General features: G+C 75.4%; 15 protein-coding genes. 8 read left to right on the top strand and 7 right to left on the bottom strand.

Going from position 1 to position 18,276, the window contains the following annotated elements:
• The first annotated feature begins 132 nt into the window (after nucleotides 1–132).
• The 3 genes from KBX43_RS02400 to KBX43_RS02410 all read left to right on the top strand — a co-directional run bounded on the left by KBX43_RS02400 (nucleotide 133) and on the right by KBX43_RS02410 (nucleotide 3,027).
• Nucleotides 133–885 carry a dienelactone hydrolase family protein gene (locus tag KBX43_RS02400; protein WP_140946562.1) on the top strand — a complete coding sequence of 251 codons (753 nt, stop codon included), beginning with the start codon at nucleotides 133–135 and terminating at the stop codon, nucleotides 883–885.
• Nucleotides 886–945: 60 nt separating this feature from the next.
• Nucleotides 946–2,244, top strand: coding sequence for an aromatic acid exporter family protein (locus KBX43_RS02405; RefSeq protein WP_064445874.1), 1,299 nt, complete (start codon nucleotides 946–948; stop codon nucleotides 2,242–2,244).
• A gap of 69 nt (nucleotides 2,245–2,313) precedes the next feature.
• A complete protein-coding gene (locus tag KBX43_RS02410) occupies nucleotides 2,314–3,027 on the top strand; it encodes an RraA family protein (protein ID WP_210882721.1) in 714 nt (237 codons plus the stop codon).
• 5 nt (nucleotides 3,028–3,032) lie between these two features.
• On the opposite strand, the gene KBX43_RS02415 is transcribed toward KBX43_RS02410, so the two are convergent.
• From KBX43_RS02415 to KBX43_RS02445, 7 genes are all read right to left on the bottom strand, one after another.
• Nucleotides 3,033–3,659 carry a response regulator transcription factor gene (locus KBX43_RS02415; RefSeq protein WP_043323860.1) on the bottom strand — a complete coding sequence of 209 codons (627 nt, stop codon included), beginning with the start codon at nucleotides 3,657–3,659 and terminating at the stop codon, nucleotides 3,033–3,035.
• Nucleotides 3,656–4,873 (bottom strand): sensor histidine kinase, encoded by a 1,218-nt coding sequence (locus KBX43_RS02420; protein WP_210882723.1) that lies wholly within the window; start codon nucleotides 4,871–4,873, stop codon nucleotides 3,656–3,658. The genes KBX43_RS02415 and KBX43_RS02420 overlap by 4 nt, the downstream gene beginning before the upstream one ends.
• 9 nt (nucleotides 4,874–4,882) lie before the next feature.
• Nucleotides 4,883–5,335, bottom strand: a complete 453-nt coding sequence (locus tag KBX43_RS02425; RefSeq protein WP_210882725.1) for an ABA4-like family protein — start codon at nucleotides 5,333–5,335, stop codon at nucleotides 4,883–4,885.
• On the bottom strand, nucleotides 5,332–6,264 hold the full coding sequence (locus KBX43_RS02430) for a hypothetical protein (RefSeq protein WP_210882727.1): 933 nt from the start codon (nucleotides 6,262–6,264) through the stop codon (nucleotides 5,332–5,334). Before KBX43_RS02430 ends, KBX43_RS02425 begins: the two co-directional genes overlap by 4 nt.
• A gap of 105 nt (nucleotides 6,265–6,369) precedes the next feature.
• Nucleotides 6,370–7,557 (bottom strand): DNA polymerase IV, encoded by a 1,188-nt coding sequence (gene dinB / locus KBX43_RS02435; RefSeq protein ID WP_187694226.1) that lies wholly within the window; start codon nucleotides 7,555–7,557, stop codon nucleotides 6,370–6,372.
• Between the two features lie 99 nt (nucleotides 7,558–7,656).
• A complete protein-coding gene (locus KBX43_RS02440) occupies nucleotides 7,657–10,842 on the bottom strand; it encodes a penicillin acylase family protein (protein ID WP_210882737.1) in 3,186 nt (1,061 codons plus the stop codon).
• 259 nt (nucleotides 10,843–11,101) lie between these two features.
• Nucleotides 11,102–12,235 (bottom strand): N-acetylmuramoyl-L-alanine amidase, encoded by a 1,134-nt coding sequence (locus tag KBX43_RS02445; RefSeq protein ID WP_104114171.1) that lies wholly within the window; start codon nucleotides 12,233–12,235, stop codon nucleotides 11,102–11,104.
• Between the two features lie 212 nt (nucleotides 12,236–12,447).
• Between KBX43_RS02445 and KBX43_RS02450 the strand changes: the two genes are divergently transcribed.
• The 5 genes from KBX43_RS02450 (at nucleotide 12,448) to KBX43_RS02470 (ending at nucleotide 18,273) form a co-directional block, all read left to right on the top strand.
• Nucleotides 12,448–12,894, top strand: a complete 447-nt coding sequence (locus KBX43_RS02450) for a thioredoxin family protein (protein WP_233607907.1) — start codon at nucleotides 12,448–12,450, stop codon at nucleotides 12,892–12,894.
• A gap of 114 nt (nucleotides 12,895–13,008) precedes the next feature.
• Entirely contained in the window at nucleotides 13,009–13,449 is a 441-nt protein-coding gene (locus KBX43_RS02455) for a DUF4395 domain-containing protein (protein WP_210882739.1), read from the top strand.
• Between the two features lie 41 nt (nucleotides 13,450–13,490).
• Entirely contained in the window at nucleotides 13,491–15,281 is a 1,791-nt protein-coding gene (locus KBX43_RS02460) for a hypothetical protein (RefSeq protein ID WP_210882741.1), read from the top strand.
• A 292-nt stretch (nucleotides 15,282–15,573) separates the two neighbouring features.
• Nucleotides 15,574–17,211, top strand: coding sequence for a serine/threonine-protein kinase (locus KBX43_RS02465; protein WP_210882743.1), 1,638 nt, complete (start codon nucleotides 15,574–15,576; stop codon nucleotides 17,209–17,211).
• A gap of 54 nt (nucleotides 17,212–17,265) precedes the next feature.
• Nucleotides 17,266–18,273: a hypothetical protein gene (locus tag KBX43_RS02470; RefSeq protein ID WP_166457624.1), complete on the top strand. Its 1,008-nt coding sequence runs from the start codon at nucleotides 17,266–17,268 to the stop codon at nucleotides 18,271–18,273.
• The last annotated feature ends 3 nt before the right edge of the window (nucleotides 18,274–18,276 follow it).

Raw genomic sequence — 18,276 nt, forward strand, 5'->3', positions numbered from 1 at the left:
GCCGCCTTCCTCCGCTGGGATTGCCGGATTCCCACGCTGGACGTCGGCAAACGGGTCGCGAGCCCGAGGCGCCGGCGCCGCCGGGCCGGGGGTAGCGTGCAGCCCGGAACCCGCAGCAAGGAGGCCCCGACAGTGCAGCCGACGACCGTGGACGTGCCCACCCCCGACGGAACGGCGGACGCCTACCTGGCGCGGCCGGACTCCGGTGGCCCCTTCCCGCCCGTCCTGCTGTTCATGGACGCCTTCGGGCTGCGGCCCCGGGTGGCGGAGATGGCCGCGACGATCGCCGAGCGCGGATACGTCGTGCTGGCGCCCAACCTGTTTTACCGCGCCGGACGCGCCCCGCTGATCGACCTCGGCGCGCTCGCCGACGACAGCCGCCGCGGCGCCCTGTTCGAGAGCATCGGGCCGATGATGGCCGCGCTGACGCCGGAGACGGTGGCCCGGGACACCGCCGCCTACCTGGACTTCCTCGCCGCCCAGCCGGACGTCGCGCCGGGTCCGGCGGCGATCACCGGGTACTGCATGGGCGGCATGAACGCGCTGCGCGCGATCGAGGCGCTGCCGGACCGGATCGCCGCGGCGGCCGCGTTCCACGCCGGGCGGGTGGTCACCGACGCGCCGGACAGCCCGCACCTGGGCCTCGGCGCGGTGACCGGCGAGCTCTACTTCGGGCACGCCGACGCCGACCCGTCGATGACCGCCGAGCAGATCGCCGTGCTGGAGAAGGCGCTGGACGCGGCCGGTGTCACCTACCGCTCCGAGGTCTATCCCGGCGCCCGCCACGGCTACACCCAGTCGGACACGCCGATGTACGACGAGCAGGCCACGAAGCGGCACTGGGCCGCGTTGTTCGACCTGCTCGACCGCACCTTCGGGCGCTGATCCGGGCGCCGGCCGGGCCGGGCGGACGATTCACCGGCACGGGGGCGGGTAACCGGCGACATGGCCGACCGCCCTCGCGACACCGTCCGCTCGCCCCTGGACCGGGTGGTCGAGCGGGGCGGCAGCGCCCTCGCCCGGGCCCGTGCCGAGGGCGGCATGGCCAGCCGGAACCGGATGCGCCAACTGGAGATCACCGTGGTGATCTCCGCGCAGGCCGGGCTGGCCGCGGCGCTCGCCGCGCTGCTCGCCCAGTGGCTGCTCGGCTCCGGCGGGCACGTCTTCGCCCCGGCCGCCGCGGTCGGCACCATCGCCACCGCGATCGGCCAGCGGGCCCGGCGCACGTTCGAACTGCTCATCGGCGTGGGCCTCGGCATCGTGGTCGGTGACCTGCTGCGCGCCCTGCTCGGCAGCGGCTCCTGGCAGACCGGCCTGGTGGTCACGCTCGCCATCGCCACCGCGCTGCTGGTGGCCGGGCGCGGCGGCGCGCTGGTCGGCCAGGCCGGTGGTACGGCGGTGCTGATCGCCACGCTCGCGCCGGTGCAGCCCGGTCTGGAGCTGCCCCGGCTCTTCGACGCGCTGGTGGGTGGGCTGGTCGGCCTGTTCGTGGTGGCGCTGCTGCTGCCGGTCAACCCGATCCGGGTGCTGGGCAAGGCGGTGGAGCCGGTGACCGCCGGGCTCACCGCGCAACTCGACGCCGTCGCGCACGCGCTGACCCGGCGCGACGCCGACGAGGCTCAGCGCGCGTTGGAGGACCTGCGCGGACTCGAGCCGGACATCGGGCGGCTCAACGACGCGCTCAGCGGGGCCGAGGAGGTGGTGACCATCGCGCCCGTCCGCTGGCGCCGCCGGGCCCAGTTCCACAGGTACGCCGAGGCGACGCAGCACCTGGAACGGCTGGTGCTCTACGCCCGGTCGATCGCCCGGCGCTCCGCCACCGCGTTGCAGTACGACGAGCCGATCCCGCCCGCGCTGCCGGACGCGGTGGTCCGCCTCGGCGCGGCCACGCGGGAGCTGAACCGGGCCTGCCGCGGCGGCGACGACGAGGACCTGGAACGCACCCGGGAGTTGGTGCGGGAGGGCGCGGAGCTGGCCGGACGCGCGTGGTCGCAGGGGGTGCGCACCTACGGCGAAGCGATGATCAGCGACCTGCGGACCGCGCAGAGCGAGCTGCTGCGGGCCACCGGCTGCCGGGCCGAGGACGCCAACGGCAGCGTGCGCCGGGCCGCCGGCGCGGGCGAGGCCGAAGCGCGCCCGCCGATCCGGGCCCGGATGAGCCGGCCGGTCCGGCGCCGGGTGGCCGGGCGGGGCGTGCCCGGTCGGCGCCCGGACATGTTCCGCCCGCCGACCCGCGTCGGCTGAGCGCCGCCGAAGGCCACCGGGCGGCAACTGGCACCTGCCCCGGCCGGTCCGGCTCGTTAGCGTCGGCCCATGGACACCCGTCACGCCGCCCTGGTCGCGCGGTTCGCCGCGCTGACCACCGCTCACGTCGCCGACGCCTGCCTGCGCGCCGGCGTCGAGGTCCGGTGCGCTCCGGCCGCCGTACGCCCGGTGCTGCCCGGGCGGCGGCTCGCCGGGCCGGTCCGCCCGGCCCGGCACGTCGGCAGCGTGGACGTCTTCCTCGAGGCGATCGAGCGGGCCGCCGAGGGGGACGTGCTCGTCATCGACGACGGAGGGCGCACCGACCGGGCCTGCGTCGGCGACCTGGTGGTGCTGGAGGCGCGGGCCGCCAGGCTGGCCGGCCTGGTGGTGTGGGGCGCGCACCGCGACACCGCCGACCTGGTGGCGGTCGGGCTGCCGGTGTTCAGCCTCGGCGCCACCCCGAGCGGGCCGCTGGAGCTGGACCCGCGCCCGGACGGGGCGCTGGAGCACGCCCGGGTCGGGTCGTTCACCGTCGGCCCGCGGGACCTGGCCCTGGCCGACGACGACGGCGTGCTGTTCGTGCCCGCCGACCGGGCCGGGGACCTGTTCGACCTGGCCGAGTCCATCCGGGACACCGAGCGGCGGCAGGCCGACCGGATCCGGGCCGGCGAGTCGCTGCGGTCGCAGGTCGGCTTCGCCGCCTACCTGACGGCCCGCGCGGCCGACCCGGCGCTGACGTTCCGGGCGCACCTGCGCGCCGTGGGCGGCGCGATCGAGGAGTGAGCCGCTCAGCCGCCGCGCGCCCACAGCGCCAGGCGTACCCGGTTGGGGCTGCCGGTCTTCGTCATCAGGCTGGTGATGTGCGTCTTCACCGTGGTCACGCCGATGTGCAGCCGGTCGGCGATCTCGGTGTTCGACAGTCCGTCGGCCACCAGGTCCAGCACGTCCCGCTCGCGGGCGGTCAGCTCGGCCGCGCGCCGGGGCGCGCCGGCGCGGGCGTGCACCGCGCGTTCGACCAGCCGGCGCAGGATCTCCGGGCTGAACGGGCTGTCCCCGGCGGCGGCGCGGCGGATGCCGTCCAGCAGGTCGGCCGGGGGCGCGTCCTTGAGCAGGAAGCCGCAGGCGCCGGCGGTCAGCGCCGGGTAGAGGTGGTCGTCGTCGCCGAACGTGGTGAGCACCATGATCCGGGTGGCGGGCCGGTCGGCGAGGATCCGGCTGGTCGCGGTGATGCCGTCGACGCCGGGCATCCGCAGGTCCATCACCACCACGTCGGGCCGCAGCCGGGCGGCGAGGGCGATCGCGTCCCGGCCGTTGTCGGCCTCGCCGACCACGTCGAGGTCGGGCTGGGCGTCGCAGAGCATCCGCAGACCGGCCCGGATGAGGTGCTGGTCGTCGACCAGCAGCACCCGGATCACGCCGGCTCCGGCGTGCCCGCGCGGGGGCGGGGCGTGTCGGGGGCGGGCCCGGCCGCCGGCAGCACGGTCCGTACCCGCCAGCCGGACCCGGTGGGCCCGGCCTCCAGCCGACCGCCGAGCACCTCCACCCGTTCCCGCATGCCGACGATGCCGTGGCCGCCGCCGGAGGGCACCCCGGCCGGCGCCGCGCCCCGCCCGTCGTCGGACACCGCCCAGTGCACCGCGCCGTCCTCGACCGACACGGTCAGCTGCGCCCGCGCCGCCGCGCCCGCGTGTTTCGCCACGTTCGTCAACGCCTCCTGGGTCAGTCGCAGCACCGCCTGGCCGCGTACCGCGTCGAGCGCGCCGACAGCCGGGTCGACGTCGGCCTCCACCACGACGCCCGCCTGCCGGGCCCGGTCCACCGCCGCGCCGAGCGCCGCCGGAAGCGCCGACGGCTCGATCGCGGTCAGGGCGGCGTCGCCGCGTACGCCGTCCGGGTCACGCAGCACCGCCACCAGCCGCCGCAGGTCGGTCAGCGCCGCCGTGCCGGTGGCGTGCACGTCGTCGAACACAGCGCCGACCCGGGGGTCCAGGTCGGGCAGCACGTGCCGGGCCACCCCGACCCGCAGCACCATCGACGCGACGTGGTGCGCGAGCACGTCGTGCAGTTCCCGGGCGATGGCGCCGCGCTCGTCGGCGCGGGCCGCCCGGCTCTCCGACTCGCGCCGGCGCCGGTCCGCCTCGGCCCGCTCCTCGGCCTGCCGGCTCAGCTCCCTCGTGGTCCGCACGACCAGCCCGAGCAGCAGGGGCAGGCAGACGGTGACGGCGAGCCCGAACAGCCCGGTCAGCGCTGTGCGGACCGGTTCGCCGATCAAATTGGTCAGGTCGACGGCGGCGAGCAGCCCGGCGCCGAGCCAGATCGTGCGCGGCCGGGTGGCCCGCATGGTCAGCTCCAGCAGCGCCCAGCTCGCGCCGACCTGGTTGATCATCACGTCGTCGACCAGCGGGAACGCCGCCGCGAGCAGCGCCGACTGGAGGAGCAGGTTCAGCAGCGGCCGGCGGTGGCACAACAGCGCCAGGAGAAACGCCGGGACCGCCAGCGCCCACTGCGTTCCGGTGGGCCCGGGGCGTCCGTGCACGCCGACGACCAGGTAGCCGATGCCGCTGAGATCCAGCAGCAGGATCCGCGCGAGCGTGTCGCGTGCGTCGAACAGCCGACCGACCCAGCCCACCGCGTCAGCCTAGGCAACCGGCGCGGCCGGGGCCACCGCGTTGGCTCGCCGCCGCCGGACGGCGCGCAGTCCGAGATGGACGGCCAGCCCGAGCGGGCCGAGCAGGACGGTGAGCAGCAGCACCGGAGCGGTGAGCAGGGCCGGCAGCCCGCGCTCCCGCGCGTCCTGCCAGATCCACCGGCCGACGAACAGGTCGAAGGCGATCATGTGGGCCCAGGCCGCCGCCGCGCCGTCTGCGGTGCCGAGCAGGTCCCGCAGACCGTCGAGGGTGGGCGCTGTCACCACCGGCAGCACCGTTCCGAGCGACGGGAGCACGAGGACGGCGTAGACCAGCAGCACCGGCGCGACGATCAGCGGTGAGCCGACGATCCGGGCGGTCCAGGACCAGCGCGGCGCGAGGATCATCAGCGTCCAGAACGGGGCGGCGAGCAGGAACGTCAGGTCGAACAGGATCCCGGTCATCCGACGAGCACCACCCCGGCGCGGCGGGCCCGGCGCGCCAGCACCAGCGCGGAGGCGGTTGCCGTGGCCGCCACCAGCACTCCCGCCGCGGCGAGCGTGAGCGCGTCCGGGGCGAGCAGCGGCTGCCCGCGCAGGGCCTGGGCGGTCACCAGCAGCGTGAGTCCCGCGTACGCGGCCCCGCCGACGAGCACCAGCCGGGCCCGGGTCAGCCCGTCCAGCCGCCGGCCGAGGAACCGGTCGAGCAGGATCGCCAGCAGCGGCAGCGCCTGCAGCGCGTGCATCCCGACGAAGTGCCCGACGCGCAGGTCGCCGCCGGTGGTGCTCCAGCCGAGCAGCGGCAGCCCGGGACCGCCGTCGGGCACCCCGACGCTGTGCGCGCCGCTGATCCCGGCCGGCGCTCCGGCGGGCTGCCGCATGACCATCGGGAACGCGACGACCATGCCGAGCAGGGACACGGCGAGGCCGAGCCGTACCGCGTATCCGCCGGCGCGGTCCGCGAGCGACCGGCGGGACAGCACGACCGCCAGCACGAGCTGGGCGGCGAACAGCACGGTGATCGCCGCGCCCATGACGCTGTACAGCATCGCGTCCAGTGTCGTGGCGCCGTTGAAGTGGCTCGCGGTGCCGCGCAGCACCTGGCCCACGATGATCGTCATCTCCAGCACCGCCATGGCCACGATGAGTGTGGCCGCCCGCTCGGCGGCCCGGCTGCGGCACGGCAGCAGGGACAGCATCCAGGCCAGCGTGACGCCGTAGAGCACGAACGAGATCGCGAACTTCAGCGGCTTGGCCCAGATGGGCGCGCCGGTCAGCACGCGCGGGTCGGCAGCGACGCCGACCGCGGCGACGACGGTGAGCACCGCCATCGCGGACACGAGGAGCATCAGGGGGCGGTGCCATCCGGCCGCCCGGTTCCGCACGGTAGTCATGCCTGTAGATGCTGGTGGCGGACCGGGACCCGCGCGCCCGTCCGCAGGCCGCGTCCGTGACCCCGGGTCGGAGCGCGCCTCCTACCGGGGGAGGAGGCGGAGCGGTCAGTCCGGCAGCCGGGGCATCTCGACGCCCGGGTCGCGGCCGAGCAGCACCCCACGGGTCAGCGCCCGTGATCCGAAGCGGTCGCGTACCGCGTCGACGGCGGCGTCCAGCGCCGGACCCGGGTCGGCGGTGAACGGCAGGGCCAGCTGGGTGTGCCCGCCGCCGAGGTTTGCCACCGAGACGCCGAGCAGCGTGACGCCGCGCAGCGCGATCTGCGGCAGCGCGGCGCCCAGCAGGTCACGGGCGGCGTCGCGCAGCGGCGCGGTCTGCGCGGTCGGCTCGTCGAGCGTGTGCGACCGGGTGACCCGCGTGTAGTCGGCGAAACGCAGCCGCAGCGTCACCGTGCGGCCGGTGCGCCGGGCCGCGCGCATCCGCCCGGTCACCCGGTCGACCAGACCGGCCAGCACCGCGTCCAGCTCGGCGGGGGAGTGCGGGCCGCGCCCCAGCGCGTGCTGCGCGCCCATCGAGGAGCGGCGGCGGCCCACCTGCACCGCCCGGGGGTCGCGGTTGTGCGCCAGGGCGTGCAGGTGCCGGCCGGCGCCCGCGCCGAGCAGCGACACCAGCGCCGGCTCGTCCAGCCGTGCCACCTGCCCGACGGTACGGATGCCGCGTTCGCGCAGCCGGGCGGCGGTGACCGGGCCGACGCCCCACAGCCGCTCCACCGGCAGCGGGTGCAGGAACGCCAGTTCCCGCTCCGGCTCGACCACCAGCAGCCCGTCCGGCTTGGCCACGCCGCTGGCGACCTTCGCCAGGAACTTCGTCCGGGCCACGCCGACGGTGATCGGCAGGCCGACCTCGCGGCGTACCCGCTCCCGCAGCGTGGCCGCGACGGCGGCCGGCGTTCCGGCGAGCCGCCGCAGCCCGCCCACGTCGAGGAACGCCTCGTCGATGCTGAGCCCTTCGACCAGCGGGGTGGTGTCCCGGAAGATCTCGAACACCGCCCGGCTGGCGGCCGTGTACGCGGCCATCCGGGGCGGCACCACGATCGCGTCCGGGCAGAGCCGCCGCGCCTGCCGGCCGCCCATGGCGCTGCGCACGCCCCGGGCCTTGGCCTCGTAGCTGCACGCGAGCACCACGCCGCCGCCGACGATCACCGGCCGGCCGCGCAGCCGGGGGTCGTCGCGCTGCTCGACCGAGGCGTAGAACGCGTCCAGGTCGGCGTGCAGGATGGTGGCCTCGCTCGACACCCCGCCATCCTCGCACACATGTTCGAACAGGTACGGCTGACCTGCCCGGACGCACGCGACCGGCCGGCGGATGGCTCCCGCCGGCCGGCCGCGTGCGCCTCACCGTCCGTAGACCTCGAACTCGTAGAGCGAGAAGCCGTACGAGGTCGCCCGGGTGACGCCGTACATCCGCACGTAGCGGGCGCTGACCGGGGCGAACGTCACGTTGTCGACGCCGCCGTTGCCGGTGGTGGTGCTGAACACCGGCTGCCAGGAGTTGCCGTCAGCGGAGACCTCGATCCGGTAGCCGGTGGCGTACGCGGCCTCCCACCGCAGCACCGCCCGGCTGATCGTCCGGGCCGAGCCGAGGTCGACCCGCAGCCACTGGTTGTCGTTGTAGCTGCTGGCCCACCGGGTGCCGAGGCTGCCGTCGACCGCCTTGGCCGGGGTGTTGCTGGTCAGGAACTGCGTGCTGGACGCGGTGGCGGTACGGCCCTGCGCCAGGTTGGTCACCGTGTCGCCCCGGCGCGCCGGGAACGACACGACCTGCTGGTACGTGGGCCGGTTCTGCCAGCCGATCAACGGGTGGGTGATGCCGCCGAGCCCGGACTGGGCGATCGCGTCGGCGCACCACTGGTCCCCGGCACCGCAGGACGAGTCACCCGGGTAGACGGTGGCCGCCGGGGCGGCGGTGGCCTGGCCGAGCGTGTCCAGCAGCGCCTGCCGGCACGCGCCCAGGTTGCCGTTGCCGCAGTACGTGCGCCCGAGCCCGCCGGCCACCGGGTCGCCGAGCACCGCGCGCAGGTCCTTGTCGACGTAGCCCCACCAGCCGTACTGGAACGCCGAGCCCTTGTGCGCCTGGCCCTGCGACGCCCAGCTCACGCTGCCGTCGCGCGCCGCGTTCTGCCCGCCCGAGGGCGACTCGTTGACCTGCAGCGCGTCGACCAGCGCGCCGTACAGGTCGGGGCCGAGGCCGGGCCGGAACTGCGCCGCCGCCAGCAGCGGCCACCAGGCGTCGAAGATCCGGATGGCGTCGGCGTGCTGGTAGACCTTCGAGCCTGGTGACGTCTCCACCCGGCGGGACCCGGCCTGCTGCCAGGCCCGCAGCTTGGTCACCGCGGCGGCGAGCGCCGGGTCGGTGACCGGCGTGCTGTCCAGCACCCGCAGCAGTTCGCCGAGGACCTGCTGGCCACGCAGGTCGGTGACTCCCGCCTCGGCGGTGATCCGGACGACGTCGGCGCGGCTGAGCTTGCGCTGGGCGATGGCGGCCTTCACCGGGCCGTCGAGCAGTTGACCGCGGTGCACCGCGCCGTAGCTGAAGTTGCCGTCGGCCGCGCCGAAGTCCCGCGCCTGCTTGTTGTTCCAGCTGACGTAGTAGTCCTGGTTGACCGACTGCGGGTGGGCCGACGCCGGTGCGTAGGTGGCGTCGTTGGTGTCCGGGTTCCAGCCGACCCACTCGTACGCCGGCTCGGCCTTGGCCGGCAGGTTCGGGTCGAGCGTGGCCGGGCGGACCGGGTTCGCGCCGGAGTTGTAGTACGCCGCCTCGGTCGAGTTGACGTAGAACCAGTTGAACGCGTACCCGACGTTCGCGGCGGACGCCTGGAACGCCGCCGCGCTGCCCATCGCCGCCGGGTCGTTGAACGCCTGGAAGCCGATCGCCGAGTCGGCCTCGTGCCGGTAGGTGGAGCGCAGCTTCGTGAACGCGGTCGGCTGCCCGTTCACCATGCCCCGGTAGGCGACCAGCCCGTACTTGGTGCGCAGCGCGCGCAGCGTGTACGCGCCGGCCGGGGTGGAGTCGGCGAGCGTCGGCGACCACGAGTTGCGCTTCTCCAGCACCTCCATGGCCACGCACTGCCCGCGGTAGAGGTAGCGGTTGGAACGCAGCGTCGGCGCGGTGCCGTCGGTGGTGCACAGCGGCACCGCGTACGTGTCGGTCAGGTCCTGGGAGGCGGAGGTGGCGCTCCACGCGTAGTCCTGCCCGCGGCCGAGCAGCACGTAGAGGTTCAGCCCGGCGAACGCGGCGCCGCGCGCGCTGATCCCCGGCCCCTGCAGTTCCTGGAGCATGAGCAGCTGCGGGGCGAAGTAGCCGGTCTGCGGGCCGAACACGGCCACCGGGTTGCCGGTGGTGGTGTGCCGGCCGGAGACCACCACCGCGTTGGACATGCCGTGCGTGCGCAGGGTGGACAGGCCGCCGAGCAGGTCCTTGGTGGCGGCGCTGCTGCCGGTGCGGGCAGCGGCCCCGCCGGTGGCGTCGTACGCGAGCGGCTCGGCGACCACGGTGCCCGCGTCCGGCAGCACCGCGCTGGTGGCGCCGGGCGGTGTCGCGCCGTACGGGAAGCTCTGCCCGTCGTGCAGCGTCAGCACGGTCTCCGGGTCGTTCTGCGAGCGGAACGCCGCCCAGACCCGGTCGCCCTCGGTCGGGCCGTACTTGGCGCGGGCGGCCACCCGGACCAGCGCGGACCGGACCTCGCTGCCGCCGCCTCCGCCGAACAGCCCGCCGATGACGCCGGCGGTGGCGATCAGGTCGGTCATGGTGAAGTGCTTGGGCTTCCCGGCGCCGGTGAGCACGTACTCGCCGGGGTAGTTGTCGTCGGCGATCGACTTGTCGATGTAGGCGTTGATGCCGGCGATGTAGTCGGCCACGTCGGTGTAGAGCTGCTGGCCCCGGGTGCCCTTGAGGCGCAGCGCGTCCACCTGGGCCTGGAGGTCCGCCTCGGTGTAGGGCGAGTTGGCCCAGACGCTCTGCTCCAGCTCGCGGTTGCCGGGGGCGCCACCGGCGAACGAGCTGACGTTGCCGCGGCCGACGTGCCGCAGCAGGTCCATCACCCAGAGCCGGTCCTGGGCCCCGGCGTACCCGGCGCCGAACATGGTGCCGCCGCGGGTGGTGCCGGTGATGTGCGGGACGCCGGTGGCCTTGTCCCGCACGATGGTGACGTCCGAGCGTGGCGAGATCCTGCTCTCGACCTGCGCGTCGGGGACGCCGAACGAGGCGTCGTTGTAGAAGTGGGCGATCTGCTCGTCGGTCAGCCCGGCGTAGTTGTAGACCAGGTTGGCGTACTCGTCGAGCTGGTCGCTGGAGTGCGCGGGCCGGGTGCCGAGCGTCTGGTGGGCGAGGATCGCCACGAGCGTGGCGTTGCCGTTCTGCCCGGGCGGCAGGATGTCGGCGCACTGGCCGAGGCAGTAGTCGTCGGGGGTGAACGTGGTGGCGGCGAGCGCCGGTGACGGCGCGATGACCGTCAGGACGCTCGCGGTGAGGGCGGCGGTGGTGAGCGCCGCGAGGCGGGCACGGATGGCGGGTAATGGCATGGCGATCCTCCGGGGGACGCGGAGTAGGGCCGTTCGGTACGCCCGGCTGACGGCGTCTCGGCCTCCGCGCCCGGGCGTCCTGCCCGGAGGTGAGAATGACTCATATCTATCTGCGGGCAATGATCGGGGCACCACCGCCGTCCGGGATAGCCGTCGTTCACCAGTCGTCAATGCCGACGTTTCGCCGCGATCCCGGCCGTAACGACGCGGTGGGGGTGGCACCGTTGCCACCCCCACCGCTCTCCCCGCCGGTGCGCCGTCAGTGCTTGTGGAACGACTGGCGCACCACACCCCCCACCAGCGCGCACCAGGTGGTGGTGCTGATCTTGCCGTTGGGCGGTAGTCCGTGCAGGCGCTGGAGGTCCTTCACCGCCGTGCGGGTGGCGTGGTCGTACTCGCCGGTCTCGATCACCTCGGCGTAGCCCTTGGCGGCGAGCATGAACTGCGCCGCGGCCACCGGGACGCCGGTGGACTTCTGGTCCAGCTCCGGGGCGAGGGTCTCCCAGGTCGGCGCGGTCAGCGTGGCGTCGACGTCGACCGGGATGCCGTTGCGTGCCTGCCAGTCCTGCACGGCGGCGACGGTGGCCGCGTCGAACACGCCGGTGACCGGCACGGTGTAGCCGCGGAACGTCAGCAGGCGCTGGGCGACCTGGACCACCGGGCCGCCGACGAAGCGCCAGATGTCCGGCCAGCGGCGGGCCGGCACGTCGCCGAGCCTGGTGCCGAGCTGCTTGAACACCGCGCGGCGCAGCGCCGGGAACTCCCGGTAGAACATCGCGCCCGGGCAGAGCGTGGCCCGGAAGTCCCAGTGGCCGAAGATGTCGTGGGCGTGCAGCCCGTACTGCCGGCAGATCGCGGCGCACAGCCGGGCGAGGGAGTCGAGCAGTTCCTCCGGCGGCGTCTCGGTGACGTACGTGCCCTCGTTCTCGATGCCGATGGCCCGCCCGTTCTCGCCCGGGCAGTGCGCGGCGATCATCTGCCGGTCGCCGGCGCGCAGCCGGTCCAGGCTGCCGTGCCGTCCCTCCAGGACGTGGCCGCCGCGGCTGACGGTGAAGTGCTGCCCGGTGTCGGACCAGCCGTTGCCGTCCATGTGCAGGTCCTGGCAGTCGCGGGCGAGCTGCTTGGCGTGCTCCTCGGAGTAGTCCGTGACGTTCGGGAACGCCATGTGGTGCACGATGATCTTGTTGGTGGGGGTCGCGCTCACCGACAGCGGATCGGCCGGCGGGCGGGCGGCCCACTCGTCGCAACCGATGATCCAGTCGAGGTCCGCGCCCGGCGCGGCGTGCGCGGCGGCCGGCCGGACGAGCTCGCTCCCGACGACCGCGACCGCGGCGGCGCCGAGGCCGGCCCGCAGCAGCGTACGGCGGTCCAGCTCGGGGTGGTCGAAGTGCATTCCGCCTCCTCGATGGCCCGGCCGGGGCCGGGTGATGTAAAGGAACTCCAACGGCTGCGCGCGAGGTGGAGAATATTGCCAAGGCGGCGCGGCGCGCCAGAGGACAAAAGCGACGTTCGCCGGGCCGCTCCTACCGCCGGAGTAGGCGATCTCACGTCCGCTGACCGGGACGGACCATGTCGCGTCGTGATCGGCCGTGGCAGCCTGGACCCGTGCAGTCGCCCAGCCCGGCCGGGATTCTCGTGCTCGTCGCGGTGCTCGCGGCCGCCACCGCGTTCGGCTGGTGGCGCCGCCGCCACGACGGGCGGCTGCGCGCCGTCCGGAAGCGCCCATCGGACGCCGCCGCGCCGCACCGGGCCACCCTCACCGCCCTCGGGGTACGCCCCGGCGAGCGCACGCTGGTGCAGTTCTCCGCCCCGGTCTGCGCGCCCTGCCGGGCCGCCCGCCGGGTCCTCGCCGACGTCGCCGCCCGCCTCGACGGGGTCACGGTGCTGGAGGTCGGCGTGGACGAGCACCTCGACGCGGCCCGGGAACTGGACGTGTGGCGTACCCCGACCGTGCTGGTGGTGGACGGCGCCGGCCGCGTCGTGCGCCGGGCCGCGGGCGTGCCCGACCGCGACGAGCTGATCGCCGCGCTCACCGCCGGGGCGGCCCGATGACCGGCGTACGGCTGACCCGCCGCCGGGTGGTGGACCACGGGCGGCTCGCCGCGAGCCTCTGTGCGCCGGTCCGTCCCGCCTGACCGACCGCCCCCGCACGAACGGACCCACCCCATGCTGCTCGACCCCCGGGGACCGCGCTTCGCCGCCGTCCTCACCACAGTCGTCCTCGCCATCGTCCTCGTCACCGGCTCCGGGCTGCTCCTGCTCGCCCAGGCCGTCGTGTTCGCGCTCACCGCGCTCAACCCGCGCCTCGGCCCGTACGGCCTGCTGTTCCGCGCCCTGGTGGCGCCCCGGCTGGACCCGCCGGCGGAGCTGGAGCCGGTCGCCCCGGTGCGCTTCGCCCAGCTCGTCGGCCTGGTCTTCAGCGTCGTCGGCGCGGCCGGCTGGCTCGCCGGACTGCCCGCGCTCGGCCTGGCCGCCACCGGCGCGGCGCTCGCCGCCGCCTTTCTCAACGCCGCGTTCGGGCTCTGCCTCGGCTGCGAGGCGTACCTGACGATCCGCCGTCTGACCGGGCGGCCGCTGGCCGGCCGGGTGGCGGCGCCCCCACGCTGACCGTCCGCCCGTACGCTGGCCCCGGCGGATGGGGGAGGGGCATGGCAGGTCGCGCACGGCTGGACCGGCGCAGCGTGCTCGTCGCGGCGGGCGGACTCGCGGTGGCCGGGATCGGCGTGCCGGTCGGGCTGGCCGCCACGAACGACCGGCCACCGCCGCCCGCGCCGCGCGGACGGCGGCCGATCAGCATGGCGATGCACCTGCACGCCTCGTTCAGCGAGGGCGTGGCCAGCTACGCCGCCCACCTCGACCAGGCCCGCCGCAACGCCGTCGACGTGCTCTGGTGGACCGACCACGACTTCCGGGTCGCCGCCCACGACCACCGCCGGGTCGTCCACTTCGACGGCCCGGAGGAACGCGAGGGCGGGCTGGCCTGGACGTGGCAGCCGGCCACCGAGGGGCGGCTCACCGCGTCGGCCGCCGACTTCGTGGACGTCCCCGACGCCCCTGACGGTCCCGGCCGCGCGCTGCGCCTGGTCGCCGCCGGGACCGGCGCCCACTGGTACGCGGGCAAGGCGTGGAACTGGACGCACACCTCCAACATCTCCGACACCACGCTGCACCTCGACGTACGCCCCGAAGCCGCCGGCCGGGACGCCACGCTCACCGTGGAGATCGCGCTGTCGCACCACCCCGCCGGACCCGGCCGCCCCGCCGGGCAGCTCGTGCTGCGCTACCGCCTCGGCGGCGTCGACACGGTCCGGCACTCGGTCGACGGCCGTTTCGGCACCGTGGAGCGGCCCGCCCCGGCCGGCGCCTGGCAGCGGCACACGTTCGAGCTGCTCGCCGACGTGCGGCGGCTCTGGCCCGGCCTGGTGGCGGGCGACAACTCGCTGCGCGGGCTGCGCCTCGGCGTCACGGTGGCAGGAGGCGCGCGCGGCGCGTACCTGGTGGACCGGCTCGTCTTCGACCGCGCCCGCCGCGCCGGGCAGGCCGGCGAGGAGATGCGCGCCGAGGTGCTGCGCGGCTACGACGGGGCGTACCCGGGCGTGACCCACCACCGCGCGTACGAGGTGTCGATGGTGCGGCACCTCAACTGGTTCGGCGGCGACGGCACGCTGCCGAGCTTCCCGTCCCCGCCGTACCGGGACAACGACGTCGAGGCCACCGAGAAGATGGTGCGGTTCCTGCACTCGCACGGCGGGGTGGTGTGCTGGAACCATCCGCTGGACACCGAACGCCGCGAGTCACTGGCCCGGCTGCTGGTCAGCCGCAACGCGCTCGGCGTCGACCTGATCGAGATCGGGCGCCGGCCGGTCGAGGACTACCTCTGGGCGTACGACGTGGCGGCCCGCAACGCGATCCCGCTGACCGCCGTGGGCGTCACCGACGACCACGACGGCACCGACTGGCGGGCCGGCCGGGACCGGAACGTCACCTCCGTCTGGGCGGCCTCGACCGGCCGTGACGACCTGGTCGCGGCGCTGCGCGCCGGGCAGGCGTGGTTCGCCGACCTGGCCGGTTACCGGGGCGCGCTGGACCTGGAACTCGGTGGCCGCAGCGGCATGGGCGCGCTCGCCGTGCTCGCCGAGGACACCGTCACGGTGCGGCTGCGCGCCACCGACCTGCCCGCCGGGGCCACACTGGAGGTGGTCACCGGCGAGGTCGACCGGGCCGGTGTCGCGGACCCGACTCCGGCGGTCCGGGTCGGGCGGGTCCCGTGGCGGCAGTTGCGGGCGGGCTGGCACGACCAGCCGGTGCGCGTCGGCGCCGGCACGTACGTGCGCACCCAGGTACGCGACCGCGAGGGCGAGATCGTGGGCGCCAGCAACCCGATCTGGCTGCTCCGCACCCCTCCGCCCGCAGGCATCCCCCCACCCCGCCGCTTCTGACCGCCACCCTCCGCCTGTTCCGTCGATCATGAAGTTGACGGCGATGTCGGTCCCTTTTGTCCACGCCAACCTCATGATCAACGAGGTGAGGGTGGTTGCCGGGATCTGGTACTCGTGGCGGTGTGTCCGAAACCGACCACCTACCGCGCCGCGCCGTGCCGCGCGGGCGCCCGGCCGCCGACCGGCGACCGGAAGCAGCCGTTGCGCCGATGGCCGGCCGCCCCGGCCCGGTGAGAATGACCAGCGAGGCGGCATCCGACACCCGCCCGTGGGACGCGGTGGAGTCTGTCGCATGAGCGGCTGGGAACTGTCCGGCTACACGCCGGTCCGCCGGCTCGGCGCCGGCGCGTCCGGCAGCGTCGTGCTCGCCACCCACGACCGGACCGGCACCCCGGTCGCCATCAAGTACCTGGTCCGCGACCTGGGCGAGGACTCGTCGTTCCGGACCGCGTTCCGCGCCGAGGCCCGGCTGCTCGGCGAGATCGACGACCCGCACGTCAGCCGCCTCTACGAGTACGTGGAGAGCCCGCACGGCGCGGCCATCGTGATGGAACTGGTCGACGGCGTGTCGCTGCGCCAGATGCTGCGCGCGCACGGTCCGACCACGCCCGAGGCCGCGCTCTGCGTCCTCAAGGGCTCACTCGCCGGCCTGGCCGCCGCCCACGCCCACGGTGTCGTGCACCGCGACTACAAACCGGAGAACGTGCTCATCACCGGCGCCGGGCTGAGCAAACTCGCCGACTTCGGCATCGCCATGCCGGTCGGCCAGGGCTCCGACACGACTGTCTCCGGCACGCCCCGCTACATGGCCCCCGAGCAGTGGACCGGCGCCCCCGCCGCCCCGACGTGCGACGTCTACGCCGCCACCGCCACGTTCTTCGAATGCCTCACCGGCCGGCCCCCGTACCAGGGACCGGACCTGCTCTCGCTGCGCGACCAGCACGCCTTGGCGCCGATCCCCGCCGAGGCGGCGCCCCCGCCGGTGCACGAGCTGCTGCGCCACGGCATGGCCAAGCGCCCCGACGAGCGACCCGAGTCCGCCGAGGCGTTCCTCGGCCTGCTGGAACAGGTGGCCGGCGCCGGCTACGGCCCGCAGTGGGAGGAACGCGGGCTGCGCGAGCTGGGCCGCCGGGCGGCGCTGCTGGCCGCGCTGTGGCCGTTCCCCGAGCGGGCCGAGGGGGCCACCGCCGTCGCCCACACCGAGGTGGCGGACACGGCGCTCGGCGCGCGCTCCGGCCGGCGCGGACTGTTCCGCAAGGGCCGCACCCGTACCGCACTCACCGCCGGAGCCCTGGCCGCCGCCGTCGTGGCCGGCGGCGCCGGCTACAGCTACGCCGCCAACGACGGCACCGACGCCGCCGCCCCCACCGGCCCGGCGAGCGCCGCCCCGGCCACCACGACCGCGCCCACACCGGACCCGACCGCCGCCGGGACGCCGAGCCCGTCGCCGACACCCACCCCGCCCACCGCGTCACCACCGCCCGCGCCGTCCGCCACCCCGGACCGGACCGGGTCGCCGACCCGCGCCGGCACGCCCACCCCCAGCGCGTCGCGCAGCACCACCCCGCCACCGCCGGACGTGACCGCGCCGGTCGTGGACGGGGTAAGCGCCGACCCCGGCGAGCTGGACCCGAAGGGCTGCCCCTACGGCGCGAAGAGCAGCACCGTCACCGCCACCGTCACCGACGACCGCAGCTCCCCGGCCGCGCTGACCGTCACCTTCGGCTACACCCTCGACGGCGCCACCGGAACGGTCCGGATGGCCACCGCCGGCCGCGGCGTGTTCACCGGCACGCTCGGCCCGCTGTCCACGCCCAAGCGCAGCGCCCGCATCCCGATCCGGGTCACCGCCGCCGACGCCGCCGGCAACACGACCACCTCGGCGTCACCGGTGTACGTGACGCTCTACCACGACTGCACCCCCGGCTAGGAGTACGACAGTGCCCGCTGCCCAGCACCGCATCCCGTTCCGGGGACGTCCGGCGTGACCCGGCCCGACGAGCCCACCGAGGCGCTGCCGACCCGCGCCCTGCCGGTGACCCCGCCCGGGGACGCCGATGCCGCCGAGCCGACAGTCCACCTCGTCGCGCCCCGCGCCGCCGCCGAGGCGGAGCCGACCGTTTCTCTGTCTGCGGTGAACGGCGAGCCGACGGTGCCGCTGGCCGTGGACGGCGCGGAACCCACTGTGCCACTCGCCCGGCCGGAGGTGGACCGCTCGCCAGATGCCGAGCCGACCGTCCACCTGAGTCCGGCTCCGGCTCCGGCAACGGCTCCGATTCCGGCCCCGGGCACCGTGACCGGGCAGGCGACAGTGCGTCCGCGGCCGGCGCCGCCGGCCAGGGGCCCGGGCGTGGAGCCGACCGTCTCGTGGCAGCCCACCGGCGTACCGCATGGGCACCAGGCCGGCGGGCCGCCGGCGGCAACGGGCGCCGGGGCGTACCCGGATCGGACCGTGGGCGCGCGGGCGCCCAGCGGCGTCCCGGCGCCCGCGCCCGGCGGCGAGTTGCGCTTCGGGCCGGGCGTACCGGTGACGCCGCCGCCCGCGCCGCCCTGGCCGACCGCGCCCCCGATCCGGCCGCGACCGGTCTGGCGGCGTGTCGTCTCGGTGCTGTCCACGCTGCTCACCGCCGCGCTGCTGCTCACTGTCGGCCTGTACCTGTGGCAGCGGCTGCGCCCGATGGAGGTCGAGCAGGTGTCGGTGGCGGCGAACCGGCCGGCCGGTGTCGCGTGCGACGTGACGGTGGACGTGGTGGCCACGGTACGGACCAACGGGCGCGCCGGAACGATCCGCTACCAGTGGTTCCGCTCGGACGGCCCGCCCGGCGCGGTGCTCACCGAGCGGGTCGGCAGCGGGCAGCACACCGCGACCCTCACCCTGGAGTGGACGTTCTCCGGAGTGGGCACGACAGTCGGCACGGCCACCGTCAACATCATCGAACCGGCGCCGATGCAGGCCGGCACCCGCGTCAGATACCGCTGTCCCGGCGGCTGACCG

This window comes from Micromonospora sp. C41 (assembly GCF_018070485.1).
Lineage (GTDB): Bacteria > Actinomycetota > Actinomycetes > Mycobacteriales > Micromonosporaceae > Micromonospora > Micromonospora chalcea.